Annotated in this window: 21 protein-coding genes; 12 read left to right on the top strand and 9 right to left on the bottom strand. The window is 71.9% G+C overall.

Features of this window, described 5'->3' with window-relative positions:
- Positions 1 to 71 precede the first annotated feature (71 nt).
- Entirely contained in the window at positions 72 to 1,172 is a 1,101-nt protein-coding gene (rsgA, locus tag F4556_RS28630) for a ribosome small subunit-dependent GTPase A (RefSeq protein ID WP_246511106.1), read from the bottom strand.
- Between the two features lie 306 nt (positions 1,173 to 1,478).
- Positions 1,479 to 2,729: a YihY/virulence factor BrkB family protein gene (locus tag F4556_RS28625; protein WP_184921119.1), complete on the bottom strand. Its 1,251-nt coding sequence runs from the start codon at positions 2,727 to 2,729 to the stop codon at positions 1,479 to 1,481.
- 168 nt (positions 2,730 to 2,897) lie between these two features.
- On the opposite strand from F4556_RS28625, the gene F4556_RS39545 reads away from it, so the two are divergent.
- The 11 genes from F4556_RS39545 (at position 2,898) to F4556_RS28575 (ending at position 12,584) form a co-directional block, all read left to right on the top strand.
- Positions 2,898 to 2,981, top strand: a complete 84-nt coding sequence (locus F4556_RS39545; protein WP_310593185.1) for a putative leader peptide — start codon at positions 2,898 to 2,900, stop codon at positions 2,979 to 2,981.
- 183 nt (positions 2,982 to 3,164) lie between these two features.
- A complete protein-coding gene (locus tag F4556_RS28620) occupies positions 3,165 to 4,889 on the top strand; it encodes a nitrite/sulfite reductase (RefSeq protein WP_184921118.1) in 1,725 nt (574 codons plus the stop codon).
- Positions 4,886 to 5,062, top strand: coding sequence for an IS1 family transposase (locus tag F4556_RS28615; protein ID WP_184921116.1), 177 nt, complete (start codon positions 4,886 to 4,888; stop codon positions 5,060 to 5,062). The genes F4556_RS28620 and F4556_RS28615 overlap by 4 nt, the downstream gene beginning before the upstream one ends.
- Positions 5,046 to 5,744, top strand: a complete 699-nt coding sequence (locus tag F4556_RS28610; protein WP_184921114.1) for a phosphoadenylyl-sulfate reductase — start codon at positions 5,046 to 5,048, stop codon at positions 5,742 to 5,744. Before F4556_RS28615 ends, F4556_RS28610 begins: the two co-directional genes overlap by 17 nt.
- Positions 5,745 to 5,799: 55 nt before the next feature.
- Positions 5,800 to 6,381, top strand: a complete 582-nt coding sequence (gene cysC, locus F4556_RS28605) for an adenylyl-sulfate kinase (RefSeq protein ID WP_184925312.1) — start codon at positions 5,800 to 5,802, stop codon at positions 6,379 to 6,381.
- Complete coding sequence (cysD, locus tag F4556_RS28600; RefSeq protein WP_184921112.1) at positions 6,378 to 7,313, top strand: sulfate adenylyltransferase subunit CysD; 936 nt, start codon at positions 6,378 to 6,380, stop codon at positions 7,311 to 7,313. Before cysC ends, cysD begins: the two co-directional genes overlap by 4 nt.
- 2 nt (positions 7,314 to 7,315) lie before the next feature.
- Positions 7,316 to 8,644 carry a sulfate adenylyltransferase subunit 1 gene (locus tag F4556_RS28595; protein ID WP_184921110.1) on the top strand — a complete coding sequence of 443 codons (1,329 nt, stop codon included), beginning with the start codon at positions 7,316 to 7,318 and terminating at the stop codon, positions 8,642 to 8,644.
- 229 nt (positions 8,645 to 8,873) lie between these two features.
- Positions 8,874 to 9,998, top strand: coding sequence for an aliphatic sulfonate ABC transporter substrate-binding protein (locus F4556_RS28590; RefSeq protein ID WP_184921103.1), 1,125 nt, complete (start codon positions 8,874 to 8,876; stop codon positions 9,996 to 9,998).
- Positions 9,999 to 10,131: 133 nt separating this feature from the next.
- Complete coding sequence (locus F4556_RS28585; protein ID WP_184921101.1) at positions 10,132 to 10,935, top strand: ABC transporter ATP-binding protein; 804 nt, start codon at positions 10,132 to 10,134, stop codon at positions 10,933 to 10,935.
- Positions 10,922 to 11,812, top strand: coding sequence for an ABC transporter permease (locus F4556_RS28580; RefSeq protein ID WP_184921099.1), 891 nt, complete (start codon positions 10,922 to 10,924; stop codon positions 11,810 to 11,812). The genes F4556_RS28585 and F4556_RS28580 overlap by 14 nt, the downstream gene beginning before the upstream one ends.
- Positions 11,813 to 11,822: 10 nt before the next feature.
- Positions 11,823 to 12,584: a sirohydrochlorin chelatase gene (locus F4556_RS28575; RefSeq protein WP_184921097.1), complete on the top strand. Its 762-nt coding sequence runs from the start codon at positions 11,823 to 11,825 to the stop codon at positions 12,582 to 12,584.
- Between the two features lie 7 nt (positions 12,585 to 12,591).
- On the opposite strand, the gene F4556_RS28570 is transcribed toward F4556_RS28575, so the two are convergent.
- Positions 12,592 to 12,966: a hypothetical protein gene (locus F4556_RS28570; RefSeq protein ID WP_184921095.1), complete on the bottom strand. Its 375-nt coding sequence runs from the start codon at positions 12,964 to 12,966 to the stop codon at positions 12,592 to 12,594.
- 3 nt (positions 12,967 to 12,969) lie between these two features.
- The gene (locus F4556_RS28565) at positions 12,970 to 13,959 is read right to left on the bottom strand and encodes a hypothetical protein (protein WP_184921093.1); all 990 of its coding nucleotides are present in this window, start codon (positions 13,957 to 13,959) and stop codon (positions 12,970 to 12,972) included.
- A 164-nt stretch (positions 13,960 to 14,123) separates the two neighbouring features.
- Between F4556_RS28565 and F4556_RS28560 the strand changes: the two genes are divergently transcribed.
- Positions 14,124 to 14,948, top strand: coding sequence for a helix-turn-helix transcriptional regulator (locus F4556_RS28560; protein WP_184921091.1), 825 nt, complete (start codon positions 14,124 to 14,126; stop codon positions 14,946 to 14,948).
- Here the strand turns inward: F4556_RS28560 and F4556_RS28555 are convergent.
- The 5 genes from F4556_RS28555 to F4556_RS28535 form a co-directional block, all read right to left on the bottom strand.
- Positions 14,938 to 15,537 (bottom strand): hypothetical protein, encoded by a 600-nt coding sequence (locus F4556_RS28555; RefSeq protein WP_184921090.1) that lies wholly within the window; start codon positions 15,535 to 15,537, stop codon positions 14,938 to 14,940. The two genes, F4556_RS28560 and F4556_RS28555, sit on opposite strands and share 11 nt — an antisense overlap.
- A gap of 12 nt (positions 15,538 to 15,549) precedes the next feature.
- Positions 15,550 to 16,422, bottom strand: coding sequence for a WXG100 family type VII secretion target (locus F4556_RS28550; RefSeq protein ID WP_184921088.1), 873 nt, complete (start codon positions 16,420 to 16,422; stop codon positions 15,550 to 15,552).
- Positions 16,419 to 16,745: a hypothetical protein gene (locus F4556_RS28545; RefSeq protein ID WP_184921080.1), complete on the bottom strand. Its 327-nt coding sequence runs from the start codon at positions 16,743 to 16,745 to the stop codon at positions 16,419 to 16,421. Before F4556_RS28545 ends, F4556_RS28550 begins: the two co-directional genes overlap by 4 nt.
- Positions 16,746 to 16,930: 185 nt before the next feature.
- Positions 16,931 to 18,601: a DEAD/DEAH box helicase gene (locus F4556_RS28540; RefSeq protein ID WP_184921078.1), complete on the bottom strand. Its 1,671-nt coding sequence runs from the start codon at positions 18,599 to 18,601 to the stop codon at positions 16,931 to 16,933.
- A gap of 186 nt (positions 18,602 to 18,787) precedes the next feature.
- Positions 18,788 to 18,994, bottom strand: a complete 207-nt coding sequence (locus tag F4556_RS28535) for a cold-shock protein (RefSeq protein WP_184921076.1) — start codon at positions 18,992 to 18,994, stop codon at positions 18,788 to 18,790.
- Positions 18,995 to 19,082: the final 88 nt, after the last annotated feature.

The following is a 19,082-nucleotide window of genomic DNA, read 5'->3' as shown; positions in this document are numbered from 1 at the left end:
GGCCCAGGGCGCACGCGAACGTGGGCCGCCGCTCCGGAACCCGGCTCCGGTGCGGCGGCCCACCGCCGTGCTCACTTCTTCGGCGACCCGCCCATGGCGCGGTGCGTCTTGGTGATGGTCTTCCACTTCTTCAGCCGCTCGGCCGCCAGCCGGGCGTCGGTGCGCGAGGCGATCCACTCGTTCTCGCGCTGGAGCTTCTCGTAGCTCTCCCAGCGCCGCTCGGCGATCACGCCGTCGGCGACGGCGGCCCGGACGGCGCAGCCCGGCTCGCTCTGGTGGCCGCAGTCGTGGAACCGGCAGTCCTGCGCCAGCTCCTCGATCTCCGCGAAGGCCTGCGCGAGACCCTCGCCGCCGAACAGGCCGACGCCACGCAGCCCGGGGGTGTCGATCACCACGCCCCCGCCGGGCAGCGGGATCAGCTCGCGGGTCGTGGTGGTGTGCCGGCCCTTCTCGTCCACCGAGCGGGTCTGCTGGACGGCCATCACCTCGGTGCCGATCAGCGCGTTGGTGAGGGTCGACTTGCCCGCGCCGGACTGGCCGAGCAGCGCCGTGGAGCTGCCCATGCAGGCGCGCAGCACGTCGATGCCCTCGCCGGTCTCGGCGCTGACCACCACCACGGACACGCCGGGGGCGATCTGCTCGACGTCGGCCTTGACGAACTCGGCGTCGTCCACCAGGTCGGCCTTGGTCAGCGCGACCAGCGGCATGGCGCCGGACTCCCAGGCCAGGGCCAGGAAGCGTTCGATCCGGCCGAGGTCGGGCTCGGCGGCGAGCGAGGAGGCGATCAGGACGGTGTCGACGTTGGCCGCCAGCACCTGTCCTTCGGACCGGCTGCCCGCGGTCTTGCGGATCACCGCGGTGGAGCGCGGCAGCAGGGCCGAGACGGTCGGCATCGGACGGGCCGTCAGGTCGATGCCCGCCCAGTCGCCGGTGCAGGCCCAGTTGGCCGGGTCCGGGTCGCGGACCGGCCGGATGTCGGCGCGGACGGTGCGCAGCTCGCCCGACTCGGGGTCGGCGAACAGCACGTCGCACATCCCCCGGTCGACCCGGGTGATCCGCGCAGGGGTGAGCCCGCCCTCGGCGAGGGGGGCGAAGAGCTCGTCGAGCTCGGGAGTCCAGCCGTAGTCGGCGAAGACGGAGGTGTTACCGGTGGTGCTGGATGCGTGAAGCAACGCGGTGGGGCCCTTCGGGAGGAATGCTGTCCCGGTGGGCGGCGGCTGCTGCGTGGAGTTCTGTTACGGCGTCAGCCGACGGCCGGGACGGGGAGGTGTGTGCGCGAGCTGCCCTGGGCAGCCGTGACCTGGGTGACAGCCACGAGGCTCACCTCCTGTTTCCGTACTCGGCCCGCTTCTTCCACGGGCGCCAACAGATGATCACGCTAGCGGATCGGCGCGATGGCCCGCATCCCATTTTTGACCTGCGGTTCTCCGGCGACCGCAGACGGTAAGACCGCCGTCTCGGATGCTGGGATGAACGCGTCAGATCCCGTCCCACGGCCCGCGCGGGGCCGGCCGGTCGGTGTCCGGGGGCGGCGGCGGGCGGCGGCGGTGATGGGGGCCGCCGGCCGCGAGGCGGCCGCGCAGGTTGCCGGGCGGCAGGAAGTCGGCCCAGCGCTCGGGGTACTCGGACGGCGGGTGGTCGTCGTCGTCCTCGTCCAGGTCCTCCTCCACGCCCTCGGCCAGGCCGAGCTCGCGGGCCCGCCTGGCCCGCTCGATGGCGTGCCGGGCGGTGACCTCGCGGACCACTGCGGCGGCCGCCTCTTCGCTGGCCCGCTCGTTCTCGGCCCGGGCGTCGGCGGTCAGCACGGTCGGCCAGCGGCGGTCGATGGCGGCGTTCATCGCGGCGCCGATCAGCACCGCGAGCGCCACCACGCCGATCCACAGCAGCACCGCGACGGGCGCCGCCAGCGAACCGTAGACGGAGTGGCCCTCGACCGAGCTGACCAGGTAGAGCCGCAGCAGGACCGAGCAGACCACCAACACCACCAGGGCGACCAGTGCGCCGGGGATGTCCTCCCGCCAGGGCGTCGAGACCGGGACGGCCACGTGGTAGAGCGTGGTGAGGAAGACGATCAGCAGGGTGATCGCGACCGGCCAGTACAGCGCGTCGATCAGCCCGGCCCAGTCCGGCAGCGCGTTGAGCACCAGCCCTGGGCCGGTCAGCAGCAGCGGCAGCACCAGCGAACCGATCACCAGCGCGCCGAGGTAGAGGCCGAGCGACATCAGCCGGGTCTTGACCAGGCCGCGCTTGCCGTCCAGGCCGTACATCACGGTGATGGTGTCGATGAAGATGTACAGCGCCCGGGATCCGGACCAGAGCGAGAGCAGGAAGCCGATCGAGATCAGGTCGGGCCGGCCGCCGTCGGCGAAGACGCTGTCCAGCAGCGGCCGGACGGTCTGGTTCACCGAGCTGGGCGAGAGCGCCGTCCCGGCGGCGGTGATGATGTCCTCCTCCAGCCGCTCGATGGTGCCGGCCCCGAGGATGTCGTCGAGGTAGCCGAGGGTGCCCGCCAGGCAGAGCAGCAGCGGAGGGATGGAGAGCAGGGTGAAGAACGCCGCCTCGGCCGCGAGCCCGGTGACCCGGTACTCGACGCAGGTGTTGGTGGTGTCCTTGAGCAGGCTCCAGAGCGTCTGACGCCACGTCGACCGACGGGCTCGCCGCCCGCCCTTGCCCCGTCGTCGCGAGGGCCGCTCGGCTGTCGTTCTGGTGGTTTCCCCTGCTGGCTGCACGCCCCTACGGTATCGGTCGGGAAGCGGTGCGCCGACGAGGCGCCTGATGCTCCCTCAACAGGGCCTCCGGCGTGCCACGCAGCACCAGGGTCTCACCCTGTGAAACCATTCCGTCCACTATGCGGACGATAGTGGACCGGGGACTGTGCGCCGTGCGAATCTCTTGCCATGCCGAGCGCCGGAACCACCCTAGTAGGTCGACTTCACGTCGATCTCCTTCGCGTGTCCAGCGCCATCTGTCCGGTGACCTGAGCCCCACCCCGCCGCCACCACCGCACCCCGGCGCGTACCACCTCGCCGTCCCCGCCGCAGCGGATGTGCGAGCCCCGGCAAGGTCACTGCTTCCCTAGTCCTCGCGGAACACCGCAGGTCACGGCAGGGCCACGCCTGGATGCTCACAGCCGCCACCAGAGCCACTGCCGTAAGGACTTCACCATGGCCCCCACTCCCGAACCGGTCGAGCCCCCGGTCGACGCCGCCCCGGCGCGCCGGCCCGCCGCCGCCCGCAAGGTGACCCGCCACCGTGGCGAGGGCCAGTGGGGCATGGGGCACCGCACCCCGCTCAACCCCAACGAGCAGTTCAAGAAGGACGACGACGGTCTCAACGTGCGGACACGCATTGAGACGATCTACGCCCAGAACGGTTTCGCCTCGATCGACCCGGCCGACCTGCGCGGCCGGATGCGCTGGTGGGGTCTGTACACCCAGCGCAAGGAGGGGATCGACGGCGGCAAGACCGCGATCCTGGAGCCGCACGAGCTGGACGCCGAGTTCTTCATGCTCCGGGTCCGGATCGACGGCGGCCGCCTGACGGTGGCCCAGCTGAAGGCGATCGCCGAGGTCTCCGAGCAGTACGGCCGGGGCACCGCCGACCTGACCGACCGCCAGAACGTCCAGTACCACTGGATCCGGATCGAGGACATGCCCGCGATCTGGCAGAAGCTGGAAGCGGTCGGCCTCTCCACCACCGAGGCCTGCGGTGACACCCCGCGCGTCATCCTGGGCTCCCCGGTCGCCGGGATCGCCGAGGACGAGATCATCGACGGCACGCCCGCCATCGACGAGATCATGCGCCGGTTCATCGGCAACAAGGAGTTCTCCAACCTGCCGCGCAAGTTCAAGTCGGCGATCTCCGGTTCGCCGCTGCTGGACGTGGCGCACGAGATCAACGACATCGCCTTCGTCGGCGTCGAGCACCCCGAGCACGGCCCGGGCTTCGACCTCTGGGTCGGCGGCGGGCTCTCCACCAACCCCAAGCTGGGCGTCCGGCTCGGCGCCTGGGTCCCGCTGGACGAGGTCGCCGACGTGTACGGCGGCGTGATCGGGATCTTCCGCGACTTCGGCTACCGCCGCCTGCGCAACCGGGCCCGGCTGAAGTTCCTGGTCGCCGACTGGGGCGTGGCGAAGTTCCGCCAGGTGCTCGAGGACGACTACCTCAAGTACCAGCTGATCGACGGCCCCGCGCCGAAGGAGCCCAGCGGCACCTGGCGCGACCACGTCGGCGTGCACCGCCAGAAGGACGGCCGCTTCTACGTCGGCTTCGCGCCGCGGGTCGGCCGGGTCAACGGCAAGCTGCTCGGCCAGGTCGCCGACCTGGCCGCCGAGCACGGCTCGGACCGGCTGCGCACCACCGCCGAGCAGAAGATGATCGTGCTGGACGTCCCCGAGGACCGGGTCGACTCACTGGTGGCCGGCCTGGAGGCGCTCGACCTGCGGGTCAACCCCTCGCCGTTCCGCCGCGGCACGATGGCCTGCACCGGCATCGAGTACTGCAAGCTCGCCATCGTCGAGACCAAGGAGCGCGGCCGCACGCTCATCGACGAGCTGGAGACCCGCCTGCCGGACTTCGCCGAGCCGCTCACCATCAACATCAACGGCTGCCCGAACGCCTGCGCCCGGATCCAGGTCGCGGACATCGGCCTCAAGGGCCAGCTGGTGACGGACGAGAACGGCGAGCAGGTCGAGGGCTACCAGGTGCACCTGGGTGGCGCGTTGGGCCTGGAGGCCGGTTTCGGCCGCAAGGTCCGCGGCCTCAAGGTCACCAAGGACGGCCTGCCCGAGTACGTCGAGCGCGTGCTCACCCGCTACCAGGCGGAGAAGAACGAAGGCGAGCGGTTCGCCCAGTGGACCGCCCGGGCCAGTGAGGAGCAGCTGTCGTGAGCGAACGCGCCGCACCCTTCCACTGCCCGTACTGCGGGGACGAGGACCTGCGTCCGTCCGAGGCCGGCCACGGGTCCTGGGAGTGCCACGGCTGCCGCCGGGCGTTCCAGCTGAAGTTCCTCGGCCTGCTGTCAACCACCAACGGGGGTACGGCACATGAGTCTCGCGACTGACTACGAGGCGCTGGCGAACGCCGCCGCCGTCGAGCTGGAGGAGGCCCCCGCGCAGGAGATCCTGCGCTGGGCCGCCGAGCACTTCGGCAAGCGGTTCTGCGTCACCTCCTCGATGGAGGACGCGGTGGTGGCCCACCTGGCCTCCTCGGTCTTCCCGGGCGTGGACGTGGTGTTCCTGGACACCGGCTACCACTTCGCCGAGACCATCGGCACCCGGGACGCGGTGGCCGCGGTGATGCCGGTGAACGTCATCACCCTCAAGCCGCTGAAGACCGTGGCCGAGCAGGACGCCGAGCACGGCCCGAACCTGCACGACCGCGACCCCGACCTGTGCTGCTCGCTGCGCAAGGTCGAGCCGCTCAACCGGGGGCTCGGCGCCTACGACGCCTGGGCCACCGGGCTGCGCCGGGACGAGTCGCCGTCCCGGGCCAACACCCCCGTGGTGGCCTGGGACGCCAAGCGCCGCAAGGTCAAGCTGGCCCCGATCGCCCGCTGGACGCAGGCGGACGTGGACGCGTACGTGGCCGCCAACGGAGTGCTGCTCAACCCGCTGCTGTGGGAGGGCTACACCTCGATCGGCTGCTCGCCACTGTCCTGCACCGCCAAGCCGGGCGAGGGCGAGCAGGGCCGGGCCGGCCGCTGGGCCGGCTCGGGCAAGACCGAGTGCGGCATCCACCTCTAGACCTCTGATCCATCGTCAAGAACCTTCAGGAGAGAACCCCGTGAGCACAGACACACTGGCCGCCGACGGAGCCGCAGAGGCGGCCCCGAAGGCCGCCGCCTGCGAGCTTGGCGCCACCGTGTGGCTGACCGGGCTCCCCAGCGCGGGCAAGACCACGCTGGCCTTCGCGCTGGCCGACCGGCTGCGCGCCGAGGGCCACAAGGTGGAGGTGCTGGACGGTGACGAGATCCGTGAATTCCTGTCCAAGGGGCTGGGGTTCAGCAAGGAGGACCGGCACACCAACGTGGCCCGGATCGGCTTCGTCGCCGAGAAGCTGGCCGCCAACGGCGTGAAGGTGCTCGCCCCGGTGATCGCGCCCTACGCCGACTCCCGGGCCGCGGTCCGCGAGCGGCACGCGGCGCTCGGCACCGAGTTCCTCGAGATCCACGTCGCCACCCCGGTGGAACTCTGCTCGGAGCGCGACGTCAAGGGCCTGTACGCCAAGCAGGCCGCCGGTGAGATCTCCGGTCTCACCGGGGTCGACGACCCGTACGAAGCGCCGGAGCAGCCGGAGTTGCGCCTGCAGACCCAGGGCCGCGAGGTGGCCGAGTCGGCCGCCGAGCTGTACGCCTTCCTGACCGAGAGGGGCCTCGCATGACCACCGCCACGGACAGTCTGCCGGTGACCGACAACCCCTTCACGCTGTCGCACCTGGACGCCCTCGAAGCGGAGTCGGTGCACATCTTCCGCGAGGTGGCGGGTGAGTTCGAGCGGCCGGTGATCCTGTTCTCCGGCGGCAAGGACTCGATCGTCATGCTGCACCTGGCGCTCAAGGCGTTCTGGCCCGCGCCGGTGCCGTTCACCCTGCTGCACGTGGACACCGGCCACAACTTCCCCGAGGTCATCGAGTACCGGGACCGCACGGTCGCCCAGCACAACCTGCGCCTGCACGTCGCGCACGTCCAGGACTTCATCGACGACGGCCGGCTGCGCGAGCGCCCGGACGGCACCCGCAACCCGCTGCAGACCGTCCCGCTGCTGGACGCGATCGAGTCGAACAAATTCGACGCGGTCTTCGGCGGCGGCCGCCGGGACGAGGAGAAGGCCCGGGCCAAGGAGCGGGTGTTCTCGCTCCGCGACGAGTTCGGTGCCTGGGACCCGCGCCGGCAGCGCCCCGAGCTGTGGTCGCTGTACAACGGCAAGCACGCGGTCGGCGAGCACGTCCGGGTCTTCCCGCTCTCCAACTGGACCGAGCTGGACGTCTGGCAGTACATCGAGCGGGAGGGCATCGAGCTCCCGGAGATCTACTACGCCCACCACCGCGACGTGTTCAAGCGGGACGGGATGTGGCTGACCGCCGGCGAGTGGGGCGGCCCGAAGGAGACCGAGACGGTCGAGAACCGGCTGATCCGCTACCGCACCGTGGGCGACATGTCCTGCACCGGTGCGGTCGACTCGGACGCGGCGACCATCGCCGACGTGATCACCGAGATCGCCGCCAGCCGTCTCACCGAACGTGGCGCCACCCGGGCGGACGACAAGATGTCCGAGGCCGCCATGGAAGACCGCAAGCGCGAGGGGTACTTCTAGACATGAGCGTCACCATCGAGACCAGCGCCACCTCGCTGCTCCGCTTCGCCACCGCCGGATCCGTGGACGACGGCAAGTCGACCCTGGTCGGCCGGCTGCTGCACGACTCCAAGTCGGTGCTGACCGACCAGCTGGAGGCCGTCGAGCACGCCTCCCGCAAGCGCGGTCAGGAGACCCCCGACCTGGCGCTGCTCACCGACGGCCTGCGGGCCGAGCGCGAGCAGGGCATCACCATCGACGTGGCCTACCGCTACTTCGCCACCGCCCGGCGGCGGTTCATCCTGGCCGACACCCCCGGGCACGTGCAGTACACCCGGAACATGGTGACCGGCGCCTCCACCGCCGAGCTGGCCGTGGTGCTGGTGGACGCCCGCAACGGCGTGGTCGAGCAGACCCGCCGGCACGCCGCGGTGGCCGCCCTGCTGCGGGTGCCGCACGTGGTGCTGGCGGTCAACAAGATGGACCTGGTCGAGTACGCCGAGCCCGTCTTCGCCGCCATCGCCAAGGAGTTCACCGCCTACGCCGCCTCACTGGGCGTCACCGACGTGGTGGCGGTGCCGATCTCGGCGCTGGCCGGGGACAACGTGGTCGAGCCGTCCGCGCACATGGACTGGTACGGCGGCCCGACCCTGCTGGAGCACCTGGAGACGGTGCCGGTGGGCAGCGACCCGAGCGAGCAGCCCGCCCGCTTCCCGGTCCAGTACGTGATCCGCCCGCAGTCCGGCGGCCCCGACATGGAAAAGTGGCGCGACTACCGGGGCTACGCGGGGCAGTTGGCCTCCGGCGTGCTGCGGGTCGGCGACGCCGTCACGGTGCTGCCGAGCGGTCACACCACGACCGTCGCGGGCATCGACGCGCTCGGCGTCGAGACCGACATCGCCTGGGCCCCCCAGTCGGTGACGGTGCGACTGGCCGAGGACATCGACATCTCGCGCGGCGACCTGATCTCGGCCGGCGCAACTCCCGTCCCCACCAAGGACGTCGAGGCCACCGTCTGCCACCTGAGCGACCGTCCGCTGCACGTCGGGGCGAAGGTGCTGCTCAAGCACACCACCCGGACCGTGCGCGCGCTGGTCAAGGAGATCTCGTACCGGATCGACATCGACACTCTCGAACAGCGCTCCGCCCCCGAGGGGTTGGCGGTCAACGAGATCGGCCACGTGGTGCTGCGCACCGCCGAGCCGCTCGCCCTGGACAGCTACACCGACAACCGCCGGACCGGCTCGTTCCTGCTGATCGACCCGGCCGACGGCACCACCCTCACCGCCGGCATGGCGGGCGAGGCGTTCGACACCGTACGTACCGACGCTGACGGGGAGGACTGGGTCTGATGCCCAGCGAAGCGTTCTCGGGGATGGACAAGGAAGGCGGCCGCATCGGCAGCGGCGTCCTCGGCAGTGGCCAGGGCGGACTGACGCGATGTGCAGGCGGACAGGGGCACTGACCCCCTGTCACCGGGGGCGGCCGCTTCCCACAGCAGAAGCCGCCCCCGGCTTGTCCGGCACCGTTCCGTGCCGTCATCCGACTTTCTTTCTTTCCTGCATGAAGAGGACGACTTCCATGACTTCGCACCAGTTCCTCCCCGGTCGTGCCAGACGGACCGCCGTCGCCGCGGTGGCCACCCTCACCGCCCTCGGCCTGCTGACCGCCTGCGGCTACGGCTCCGCCAAGAGCGAGGACAAGGCCCCGGCCGCCGCCTCCTCGGCCGGGGGCGCCAAGCTCTCCGCCGACACGGTGAAGATCGGCTACTTCGCCAACCTGACCCACGGCACCCCGCTGGTCGGCCTCAAGGAGGGCCTGATCCAGAAGGAGCTGGGCGCCACCCAGATCAAGACCCAGATCTTCAACGCCGGACCGGCCGAGATCGAGGCGCTGAACGCCGGCTCGATCGACATCGGCTGGATCGGCCCCTCCCCCGCGATCAACGGCTTCACCAAGTCCAACGGCGAGGCACTGAAGATCATCGGCGGCTCGGCTTCCGGCGGCGTCCGACTGGTCGTCAACCCCGACAAGATCAAGTCGGTGGACGACCTCAAGGGCAAGAAGATCGCCACCCCGCAGATCGGCAACACCCAGGACGTGGCGCTGCTCAGCTTCCTGGCCGGCAAGGGCTGGAAGGTCGACGCCAACTCCGGCGCCGGTGACGTCTCGGTGGTCCGCTCGGACAACAAGGTCACCCCGGACGCCTACAAGTCGGGCTCCATCGACGGTGCCTGGGTGCCGGAGCCGACCGCCTCCAAGCTGGTCACGCTGGGAGCGAAGGAACTGCTGAACGAGAAGTCGCTCTGGCCGGACAACAAGTTCGTGATCACCAACATCATCGTCTCGCAGAAGTTCCTCAAGGAGCACCCGGACGTGGTGGAGGCCGTGCTGCGCGGCTCGGTGAACACCAACGCCTTCATCAAGGCCAACCCGGCCAAGGCGAAGGAAGCCGCCAACGCCGCGATCAAGGAGGCCGCGGGCAACGCCCTGGAGCCCGCCGTCCTCGACCCGGCCTGGGCCGACATCGACTTCATCGACGACCCGCTGGCCGCCACCCTCCAGAAGGAGGCGGACAACGCGGTGACCGCCGGTCTGCTCAAGAAGCCGAGCCTGAACGGGATCTACGACCTCACCCTGCTCAACAAGGTGCTCAAGGCGAAGAGCCAGGCCGCCGTGGCGGATGCCGGGCTCGGCACCAAGTAGCAGTCCCCCCAAGCTCCGTGGTCCGTGCCCCCGCCCAGCCCAGTCGATGCCCGTCACCGGGCCGGGCGGGGCCGGACCCCGGCTCCGAACTTCCCGAACCTTCCGCCAGACCAGTCACCCAGGAGGTGCCCGGATGACCACGGCACTGACCACCGCGGAGAGCGCCCCGAGCGCCGGGGTCCTCGACGGCGCCCCCGCCGTCCGGATCTCGCACGTCCACAAGTCCTTCGGCCGTCCCGGCGCCGCCACCCACGTGCTGGACGACATCACCCTCGATGTCGCGCCGGGCGAGTTCGTCACCCTGCTGGGGGCCTCCGGCTGCGGCAAGTCGACCCTGCTCAACCTGGTGGCCGGCCTCGACAAGCCCTCCGCCGGAACCATCGAACTCCCGGGCCACCGGCCCGCGTTGATGTTCCAGGAGCACGCGCTCTTCCCCTGGCTGACGGCCGGCAAGAACATCGAGCTGGCCCTGCGGCTCGGCGGCACCCCGAAGAACGAGCGGCGCGCCGAGGCGGAGCGCCTGCTGGAACTGGTCCGGCTCACCGGCGCGCACACCAAGCGCGTCCACGAGCTCTCCGGCGGCATGCGCCAGCGCGTCGCGCTGGCCCGCTCGCTCGCCCAGGGCAGCGACGTGCTGCTGATGGACGAGCCGTTCGCCGCCCTGGACGCCATCACCCGGGACGTGCTGCACGACGAGCTCACCCGGATCTGGGCCGAGCGCAAGCTCACCGTCCTGTTCGTCACCCACAACGTCCGCGAGGCCGTCCGCCTCGCCCAGCGGGTCGTCCTGCTCTCCTCGCGCCCCGGCCGGGTCGCCAAGGAGTGGCGGATCGACCTGCCGCAGCCCCGCCGGATCGAGTCCGCCGGCGTGGCCGACCTGTCCATCGAGATCACTGACGAACTGCGTGGGGAGATCCGCCGCCATGGCCAGCACTGACGCTCCCGTCCTGGAGAAAAACACCGCCGCCGACGTCGGCGCCGGCCTGGACGCCCTGGACGCCGTGGTCACCCAGCGGACCCCGCTGCTCACCGTGCTCCGGCAGAAGGCGCTGCCGCCGCTGGTCGCGGTCGCGCTGGTGCTCGGCGTCTGGCAGCTCGCCTTCAACCTGGAGCTGACCGACGAGTACAAGCTGCCCAGCCCCGGCATGGTCTGGGCCGCGCTGGCCGACCTGTGGTCCCAGGGCACGCTGTTCAGCATCGTCTGGACCAGCCTCTGGCGCGGCCTGTCCGGCTTCGTCGCCGCCGTGGTCATCGGCACCCCGATCGGCCTGCTGGTCGCCCAGGTCAAGCCGGTCCGGGCCGCCATCGGCCCGATCCTCTCCGGCCTCCAGTCGCTGCCCTCGGTCGCCTGGGTCCCCGCCGCGGTGATCTGGCTCGGCGTCAACCCCTCGACCATGTACGCGGTCATCCTGCTCGGCGCCGTCCCCTCGGTCGCCAACGGCCTGGTGGCCGGCATCGACCAGGTCCCGCCGCTGCTGCTGCGGGCCGGCCGCACCATGGGCGCCACCGGCCTGTCCCGGGCCCGGCACGTGCTGCTCCCCGGCGCGCTGCCCGGCTACCTGGCCGGACTCAAGCAGGGCTGGGCCTTCTCCTGGCGCTCGCTGATGGCCGCCGAACTCATCGCCGCCTCCCCCGACCTCGGTGTCGGCCTCGGCCGGTTCCTGGAGAACCAGCGCGAGTTCAACGACATGTCCGGCGTGCTGCTCGGCATCATCCTGATCCTGCTCGTCGGCGTCGCCATCGACCTGCTGTTCTTCAGCCCGCTGGAGCGCCGCGTGCTGCGCAACCGCGGCCTGCTGGGCAGCAACCGATAGGACCGCGACCATGCGCCTCGGCCGGCTGCCCGCCCCCTCCCGCACCACCGGTGCGGGCGGCCCCGCCCTGCTGCTGATCGCCCACGGCAGCCGCGACCCCCGGCACGCCGCGACCGTCGACGAGCTGGTCCGGCTGATCGGCTCGACCCGGCCCGGACTCCGGGTCGGCGCCGCCTACCTGGAGCACTCCGCTCCCCGGCTGGCCCAGGTGGCCGACCGGTACCGGGACGCCGTGGCCGTCCCGCTGCTGCTCAACCGGGCCTTCCACGCCCGTACCGACATCCCGGCCGCGCTCCGCGAGGCCGGTGCGGACCTGCCGCTCGCCGACGTGCTCGGCCCGTCCCCGCTGCTGCTGGCCGCGCTGGACCGGCGGCTGGCCGAGGCCGGGTTCGACCCGGCCGAGGCCCACCGCACCGGCCTGGTGCTGGCCGCCGCCGGCTCCTCCGACCGGGCCGCCAACGCGGCCACCCGCGCGGTGGCCGCCGAGTACCGGCGCACCCGCGGCTTCGCCGCCGTCGAGGTGGCCCACGCCTCCGCCGCACCACCCCAGCCGGCCGACGCGTTCGCCGCGCTGCGCGCCCGGGGGCTGCGTCAACTCGCGGTCGCCCCCTACCTGCTGGCGCCCGGCCTGCTGCCGGACCGGATCACGGCCGCCGCCACCGACGCCGGGGTCGAGCTGATCGCGCCGGTGCTCGGCGCCGCCCCGGAGATCGCCCAACTGCTGCTCCGGCGTTACGACCAGGCCCGCGCCACAGCGGCCGTCGCCGCCTGAGTCCCGGCTACAACAGCCGCACCCAGCGCAGCGCGTCCGCCGAGGCACCCGCCGCCAGCAGATCCCGCTCGGCTCGGCGCCGACCCACCGCGCCCGCCAGGACGGCGACCAGCCAGCGCGGCGAGTTGGTGTCCCGGTCGGCCACCACCGCGCGGAGCACGACCGGGTAGTGCTCGACCACCGACCGCCGGTCGTCCTCCAGCGCGCGGATCACCAACTGCCGCTTGTGGCCGATCCGGTGGAACTGCGGGTAGAGCGGCTGACGCGCCGCGAGCACCTCGACCCGACGGTCGGCCGGCTGGTCCCAGACCAGGCCGAGCAGCGCGAGCAGTTCGTCCAGCCGGGCCTCCTGCTCACCGAGGGCCGCCGCGTCGAGTTCCATGGTTCACACCCTACGCAGCGTGAACCGGTCGTCCGGCACCCCCTGGAACAGCAGGTCCATCCGGCCGGAAAGCTCGTACACCGATCCACCGGGCCCGGCCACCAGCGCGGTCGGCGCCGGGTCGGCCGCCGCCCGCACCGTCAGCACCGCGGTGCGCCAGCCGTCCGGCGAGCGCAGGTCCACCAGGCTGTCCGCGCCGGAGCCGCCCAGCGTGTTGGTGACCCCGCGCAGCGTGCTCCCGCCGGTGGACAGCAGACCGTCCAGACCGATCGGGCGCGGACCGGCCACCGCGACCGGGCGCAGCTCCGCCGGGCGGTCCAGCGCCAGCCGCCACAGCGTGCCGTCGTCGTACTTGCCGATCAGCAGCGTGCTGCCGATCCGGACGATCCCGTTCAGCCCGAACGCGCCCGCCGGGGTGGCCAGTCGGTCGTCCCGCACCAGCACCGAGGCCCGGCCGTCCGGCCGCACCCGGTAGACCAGCGGGGAGAACGAGTCGGTCACGTACGCCTCGCCGCCCGGACCCAGCGCGATGTCGTTGGCGAAGTGCCGCCCGCCGTCCGCCGCCACCGCGGCCAGATCGGTGTAGAACAGCCGCTGCCCGGTCTCCAGGTCGTACGCGCCGATGCCCGCGACCACCTTCGCCGGGTCGTGCCGCAGGCCCACCCCCGGATCGGCGTTGGCCACCAGCACCCGGCCCCTGGCCCGGTCCAGCTGGATGCCGATCACCGAGACCAGGTGCTCCGGGTCGTCCACCAGGGTGCGCACCGAGCCGTCCGGGCGGACGGCCGAGACGGTCCCGTGCCGCAGCGAGCCGACCAGGAAGCGGTGGTGCTCGGCGTCCCAGACCCCGTCCTCGGGGTGCAGGCTGTCCGCGTGCCCGGCCACCACCGCCGCGGGCCGGTACGGGTGGGCGGCGGCCGGCAGCGCGCCGGCTCCCAGCAGGGCGGCGGCAGCGGTGGTGACAGCGGCGGCGCGGATCGGACGGATCGTCATGTCGGGCTCTCCTCGGGGTGGAACGTCCTTCGGTGGAACGTTCTCCGGTGGACGTGCTCCAGCCTCCCGTCCGGTGCCGGGACCCGGCAGTGCGTGGTGATACTGGTAGTCGGACCACCAGGATCACGGCAGGTCGGGCCCGTCCGGCCCGGGGGAGAACGAAGATGACCACCACCGAGCTGCAGCGCAAGGCGCTGTCCAGCTTCCTGCGCACCCGCCGGGCCCGGCTGACGCCCGAACAGGTCGGGCTGGCCCCCGGCGTACGCCGCCGTACCCCCGGACTGCGCCGGGAGGAGCTGGCGCTGCTGGCCGGGGTCGGGGTCACCTGGTACACCTGGCTGGAGCAGGGGCGCCGGATCAACCCCTCCCCCGAGGTGCTCGGCAGCCTGGCCCGCACCCTGCGGCTGGACCGGGCCGAGACCGCCTACCTGTTCCACCTGGTGGGCGCCGCCGACCCGGCCGCTCCGCCGGTCGAGCCGCCCACCGAAGTCCCGTACCCGCTACGGCGTCTGATGGAGACTCAGAGTCCGGCCCCGGCCTTCCTGCTGGACCCGGACTGGGACATCCTGGCCTGGAACGCCTCGGCCGACGCCCTGTTCGACTTCTCCGGTTGCGCCGCCGAGGACCGCAATCTCGCCTGGCAGGTGTTCGCCAACCAGGCCAACCGTCGGCGCACCGTCGACTGGGAGCGGCACGCCCGGCGCACCCTGGCCCAGCTGCGCACCACCTACGGCGAGCGCCGGACCGACCGGCTGACCGCGCTGATCGCCCGGCTGCGGGCCGAACACCCGGACGCCGCAAGCTGGTTGGACGAGCACCAGGTGCAGCAGCGGGCCGGCACCGACAAGGACATCGAGCACGAGACGGCCGGCCTGCTGCGGGTCGACCAGTTGGTGCTGCGGGCCGAGGAGGACCTCCAACTGGTGGTCTTCCTGCCGCGGGATCAGGAGACCGCCGAGCGGCTCGGACGGCTGTCGGTCAGCCGCTGAACGCGGCCACCAGCAGGTCGGCGTTGGCCGGGTTGGCGGCGGTGATCCCCACCCAGGAGCCGTCCCGGAAGACCAGGTCGACCCGGCCGCGCTGGCGGGTGCCCTTCGCGTTGCGGCGGAACTCCACCAGCTCGGTCCTGGCGGCCGACCACTGCACCACGTGCTTGCTGGCGAACAGCTGCCAGATCGGGGCCTGGTCGACCACCATCAGCAGCCGACGGTCCGTCAGCGCGAGCAGACCGCTCGCGGTGCCGGAGTCGTCGTACAGCCGGATCACCAACCGCCCGGCCGCGCTCTGCCAGCTGCCGGACAGGCCCTCGCCGTGCAGCAGGCTGCCGTTCAGCGCGCCGGTGACCCGGTCCTCGACCCCTTCGGCCGCCGCCGTGAGCGGGTTGACCACGGCGGCGGCCCTGGCCAGGAAGCCGATCGGGCCGCCGAGCTTCCGGGCCGGCTCGGACGGCCGACGAGGGGCCCGCAGCTCGTGCGGGGGCTGCGGCACGCCAGGGACCAGGCTGACGGCCGCCCCTTCGAGCAGCCGCTCCCCCTGGTCCAGCAACGGCTCGACCGCAATCCGCACCGATTCGAACACGGGCCCCTCCGGTCAGCCGAACGCCTGGTCGAAGCGCTGCCTGCGCTCCTCCGGGGTCAACTCTACGGTCGGGGGCAGCCCTTGGGGGTGGATCTTCTTGTCCACCTCGTCCGCGGCGTACTTCAACCCCTCCTGCACGGCGGTCTGCGCGGTCTGGCCGATCGGGTCACCGGTGAGGCCGATGCCGTGCAGGCCCGCCTTGATGGTCTTCTTCGCGATCTTCTGCACCACGAAGGCCTGGGCCATCTCCGGGTCCTTGAAGGTCGAGGGCTTGAAGATGCTCGCCTTCTTCGCCTTCATCAGGACCTCGAGCCGCTTCAGCGCGGTGGCCAGCCTGGCGACCAGGCTGGCGATCCGGGCGCTCGCGATGCCCGCCTCGCCGGCGGCCACCGCGGCCTCGGCGGCCATCGAGATCCCCGCCGTCAGCACGCTCATCGCGAGCGAGGCCGCCAGGCTGATCAGCAGCATCTCGATCAGCTCGCGGATCACCGTCTCGACCAGCTCCTGGGCCACCCGGCACTGCTCGGAGGCTTCCTCGAGCTCGAAGGCGGTCTGCTCCATCGCATCCGCCTCCTCCTCCAACGCCTTCTCGAACTCCTCGAGTTCGGCCTGGAGCCGGTCGGACGCCTCGCCCTGCCAGTCGTGCTGCAGCGCGGCCCGGTCCCGCCGTTGGTCGGCGATCACCTCACGGACCCCGCCCGCCTGGTCCTTCCAGACCTTGGCGGCCTCCAGCAGACCCTCCGGGTCACCGGTGACGCACTCCAGCCACTCGGCCATCGGCTCCACCAGCGGGCGCAGGATCTCGTCGATCACCGAGCTCGCCGGGCTGAGCCAATTGCTCACCTTCTCATAGGCGTTGGCCGCCTGCGAGGCCGGGCCGGTCATCCGCCCAGCCCCTGCGTCATGCCCTGCAGGTTGCCGCTCAGGCCCTCTTCGACGCCCTCGTAGTTCCGGGCCACGCCCTCGACGTGCTCGGCCAGCCTGGCCATCGACTCCGCGGCGGTGCCGAGGTTCGACACCCCGACCTCGGCCCGCTCCTGGTACTCGGCGTACAGCTCGTCCGACTCCGGCAGCCTGCCGAAGGACCCCTGGGACAGCTGGTGCGCCCCCAACTGGCCGCGGATCTCCCGCAGTCGGTCCGCCCGCTGTTCGGCGGTGGCGGCGAAACGCCGGATCGCCTCCGGCCTTACCTGGTATTCACCCGACACGCAGGCTTCCTTCCCCCGTGGCCCGTCGTCCATCGACATGATGAGGCCGGGAAGAAGCTAGCACACGCCCCAATTCCCTTGGCAGGACGTCCCGCTGGCCGAACAGGGGGCGAAAAGGGGGCCGAGAACGCCACAGGGGCGACAGGCTGTTCGCCCGTCGCCCCTGTGCGGAGAACCGCGCCGGATCAGTCCGACTTACGCCGCTGCCGGCCGGTGCCGTAGTTGGAGCCGCTCTTGGTGCCCGAACCCGGCTTCGTCCCGGCCGACTTGCCGATGAAACCGGCCGCCGTCCGACCGTTGCCCGCACCGGCCCGGCCGGAGCCGCCACCGGTGGCGGCACCCGCGCCCATCCGCTGCTTGGGCCGCGGACGACGGGCGTTGCCGTTCATGTCCACGTCCGCGGGCAACCCGGAACGCTTGGGGGCGCGCCGACGCGGCTGGGCCGGGGCGGCCGGCTCCGCACCGGGGGCGACCACCGGGGCCAGCGTCACCGGGACGTTGCTCGGCGTCCGGGCACCGGTGATCCGGGCCAGCTCGGCGTCGCCCGGACGGATCTTGGTGGTGGTCGGCCGGATGCCCGCGGTGGTCATCAGACGGCTCACCTCGCGGCGCTGCTCGGGCAGCACCAGGGTCACCACGGTGCCGGACTCGCCGGCCCGGGCGGTCCGGCCGCCACGGTGCAGGTAGTCCTTGTGGTCCACCGGCGGGTCCACGTTGACGACCATGTCGAGACCGTCGATGTGGATACCGCGGGCCGCCACGTTGGTGGCGATCAGCGCGGTGATCTGGCCGTCCCGGAACTGGTCAAGCACCCGGTTGCGCTGCGGCTGCGACTTGCCGCCGTGCAGCGCGGCCGCCTTGACGCCCGCGGCGAGCAGCTGCTTGGCCAGCCGGTCGGCACCGTGCTTGGTGTGCACGAACATGATCAGCCGGCCCTCGCGGGAGGCGATGTGCGCGGTGGCCGAGACCTTGTCGGCGGCCTCCAGCTGGAGCACGTGGTGGTCCATGGTGGTGACCGCGCCGGCCGACGGGTCGACCGAGTGGGTCACCGGGTCGGTCAGGAAGCGGCGCACCAGGCGGTCCACGTTCCGGTCCAGGGTGGCCGAGAAGAGCATGGTCTGGCCGCCCTCGGCGACCTGCTCCAGCAGCTTGGTGACCTGGGGCAGGAAGCCCATGTCGGCCATCTGGTCGGCCTCGTCCAGCACGGTGATCTGCACGTCGTCCAGCCGGACGTCCTGACGGTTGATCAGGTCGTCCAGGCGGCCGGGGGTGGCGACCAGGACCTCGGCGCCACGGCGGACCGCGTTCGCCTGCCGGGTGATCGACATACCGCCGACCACGGTGGCGATCCGCAGGTTGACCGCGGTGGCGTACGGGGTGAGCGCGTCGGTGACCTGCTGGGCCAGCTCGCGGGTCGGCACCAGCACCAGGGCCAGCGGAGCACGGGCGTCGGCCCGCTTCCCGGCGGTACGGGCCAGCAGCGAGAGGCCGAAGGCGAGGGTCTTGCCGGAGCCGGTACGGCCGCGGCCGAGCACGTCACGGCCGGCCAGCGCGTCCGGCAGGGTGGCGGACTGGATCGGGAAGGGCTCGGTGACACCCTGCTTGCCGAGCGCCGAGAGCAGGCCCTTGGGCATCTCCAGCTCGGCGAAGGTGGCGGCCGGCGGGCGGGCCGGGGTGCCCTCGACGACGGCGAAGTCGGCGGGCGGCTGCTGCTGAGCGGCGGCACGCTGCGGGCGGCGGTTACCGCCACCGGTGCGGCTGAGGCCGCCACTGCTGGTGCCGGTGCGCTGCTGCGGGCGGCCGGTGGACTGCTGCGGGCTGCGACGGTTGCGCGGCGGGCGGGCAGGCGTGGTCAAAGTGTTCTCCGTCCTGGGCGGCCGATGGCCACGGTTGTACGCGTGGCGAAGGACCAGAAAGTGGCACCCCCGGCATGGAGCTGGGGGAGGTCGGCCGTCAGGAGTCGTGCGCCGCCCCGGCCGTTCGGCGGCATGAACGAGGGCCCGCACCGTGCGGTGCGGGCCCTCGCTACGCGTCGCTCAGGTTCAGCCGGCGATGCGGATGTTCTCGGCCTGCGGGCCCTTCTGGCCCTGCGTGACGTCGAACTCGACGTGCTGGCCCTCAACGAGCTCACGGAAGCCATTGGCCTGGATGTTGGAGTAGTGGGCGAACACGTCCGGGCCGCCACCCTCCTGCTCGATGAAGCCGAAGCCCTTTTCGCTGTTGAACCACTTCACGGTGCCGGTAGCCATAACCGTCTCCTTCTGCTGGGGCAAGGGACCCACACCTCGTAGGCCCCAAGTAGCCGCGATCCCCATCCGGAGGTTGAAACACCGGACA

The organism is Kitasatospora gansuensis (assembly GCF_014203705.1).
Lineage (GTDB): Bacteria > Actinomycetota > Actinomycetes > Streptomycetales > Streptomycetaceae > Kitasatospora > Kitasatospora gansuensis.
The sequence above is the reverse complement of the archived record's forward strand: the minus strand, read 5'-3'. Positions and strand labels throughout refer to the sequence as shown.

Excerpts from the sequence above, each read along its gene's own strand:
- F4556_RS28590 (WP_184921103.1), top strand. The coding sequence starts at position 8,874 with ATGACTTCGCACCAGTTCCTCCCCGGTCGTGCCAGACGGACCGCCGTC.
- F4556_RS28595 (WP_184921110.1), top strand. The coding sequence starts at position 7,316 with ATGAGCGTCACCATCGAGACCAGCGCCACCTCGCTGCTCCGCTTCGCC.
- F4556_RS39545 (WP_310593185.1), top strand. The coding sequence starts at position 2,898 with ATGCCGAGCGCCGGAACCACCCTAGTAGGTCGACTTCACGTCGATCTC.
- F4556_RS28560 (WP_184921091.1), top strand. The coding sequence starts at position 14,124 with ATGACCACCACCGAGCTGCAGCGCAAGGCGCTGTCCAGCTTCCTGCGC.
- F4556_RS28550 (WP_184921088.1), bottom strand. The coding sequence starts at position 16,422 with ATGACCGGCCCGGCCTCGCAGGCGGCCAACGCCTATGAGAAGGTGAGC.
- F4556_RS28585 (WP_184921101.1), top strand. The coding sequence starts at position 10,132 with ATGACCACGGCACTGACCACCGCGGAGAGCGCCCCGAGCGCCGGGGTC.
- F4556_RS28570 (WP_184921095.1), bottom strand. The coding sequence starts at position 12,966 with ATGGAACTCGACGCGGCGGCCCTCGGTGAGCAGGAGGCCCGGCTGGAC.
- F4556_RS28575 (WP_184921097.1), top strand. The coding sequence starts at position 11,823 with ATGCGCCTCGGCCGGCTGCCCGCCCCCTCCCGCACCACCGGTGCGGGC.
- F4556_RS28565 (WP_184921093.1), bottom strand. The coding sequence starts at position 13,959 with ATGACGATCCGTCCGATCCGCGCCGCCGCTGTCACCACCGCTGCCGCC.
- cysD (WP_184921112.1), top strand. The coding sequence starts at position 6,378 with ATGACCACCGCCACGGACAGTCTGCCGGTGACCGACAACCCCTTCACG.
- F4556_RS28620 (WP_184921118.1), top strand. The coding sequence starts at position 3,165 with ATGGCCCCCACTCCCGAACCGGTCGAGCCCCCGGTCGACGCCGCCCCG.
- F4556_RS28580 (WP_184921099.1), top strand. The coding sequence starts at position 10,922 with ATGGCCAGCACTGACGCTCCCGTCCTGGAGAAAAACACCGCCGCCGAC.
- F4556_RS28610 (WP_184921114.1), top strand. The coding sequence starts at position 5,046 with ATGAGTCTCGCGACTGACTACGAGGCGCTGGCGAACGCCGCCGCCGTC.
- F4556_RS28535 (WP_184921076.1), bottom strand. The coding sequence starts at position 18,994 with ATGGCTACCGGCACCGTGAAGTGGTTCAACAGCGAAAAGGGCTTCGGC.